Source organism: Sphingopyxis granuli NBRC 100800 (assembly GCF_001591045.1).
GTDB classification, from domain to species: Bacteria; Pseudomonadota; Alphaproteobacteria; order Sphingomonadales; family Sphingomonadaceae; genus Sphingopyxis; species Sphingopyxis granuli.
The window spans coordinates 1-1,079 of sequence record NZ_BCUA01000175.1; the positions used below are offsets into that span (position 1 = coordinate 1).

Below are 1,079 nucleotides of genomic sequence, written 5' to 3' on the forward strand. Positions count from 1 at the left end.
GGCTTTCGCCGGGGAACAGCTCCCTACTTGCCTGAAGGGTATATATCCCACTTGATCCCGGTCCCGCTTGATGCCGAAGACCGGTCGATGCCCCAAAAAAAGCGGAATCCCGAATCAAGCCCGGGATGACGGAAGTGGAGGGGAGCTATGTCGGTTCCCCACCCCAAAGCCGACACTCCTACAATCGCTCGCAATTGCCCGCCATCCGCGCTATATTGCGCCTTGCCAGAGGGTCGGGCGATCGCCGCCGCGCAAGCGGGGGAGGAAAGTCCGGGCTCCACGGAAACCACGGTGCCGGATAACGTCCGGCGGGTCCGCTTTCGGGCGGGCTCAGGGAAAGTGCCACAGAGAGCAGACCGCCAAAGGCTTCGGCCCGGCGAAAGGTGAAAGGGTGCGGTAAGAGCGCACCGCGCGGACGGCAACGGACGCGGCACGGCAAACCCCACCGGGAGCAAGGTCGAATAGGGATGGCAAGAGGCAACTCAGGGCTGGTTCCGGCCCCGCCGTCCGGGTTGACTGCTTGAGCGTCCGGGCAACCGGCCGCCTAGAGGAATGATCGCCCATCCCCGTAAGGGGTGGACAGAACCCGGCTTACAGACCCTCTGGCGCCATACTCTCCCCACCTGCGCTGGAACCGCGCTTGCGGGCGGCGCGTTGCCTTTGCAGGCCAACGATAGGGAGCCCGGTCATGAAAGTCGTCGACGAACATGTCGAAGTCACCGATGAAGAAGCCACCAGCGCCGTCAAGGGGCACAATGTCCGCTATGTCCTCGCCATATCGCTCGCGGCGGTGATCGTCGTGCTGTCGGCGATCTGGATCGTCCCGGCGCTGCTGCAGCCCTGAACCCTCTCTTCCCTTCGTGTCGAGCGAAGGCGAAATACGAAGGGAATAAAGGAAAAGAGGCGGATTGGGCGGCGCTCGGCGGGCTGTCTCGTCCGTTCGTCATGCTGAACTCGTTTCAGCATCCATGGCCGGACCTCCCCTTTTGTACCGCATTTCATGCGAGGGCAGGCCACGGACCCTGAAACAAGTCGGCAATTATCCCTTTTCGACACGTCACTGTCCCCCGGCGAAAGCC

The 1,079-nt window shown here is 62.8% G+C and carries 1 protein-coding gene and 1 other RNA gene; both read left to right on the plus strand.

Annotated features, from left to right (window positions below; genetic code table 11):
• Positions 1 to 225: 225 nt before the first annotated feature.
• Positions 226 to 610, plus strand: an RNA gene (gene rnpB, locus SGR02S_RS19270) — RNase P RNA component class A.
• 78 nt (positions 611 to 688) lie between these two features.
• Complete coding sequence (locus SGR02S_RS20170) at positions 689 to 844, plus strand: hypothetical protein (RefSeq protein ID WP_156483147.1); 156 nt, start codon at positions 689 to 691, stop codon at positions 842 to 844.
• The last annotated feature ends 235 nt before the right edge of the window (positions 845 to 1,079 follow it).

Excerpts from the sequence above, each read along its gene's own strand:
- SGR02S_RS20170 (WP_156483147.1), top strand. The coding sequence starts at position 689 with ATGAAAGTCGTCGACGAACATGTCGAAGTCACCGATGAAGAAGCCACC.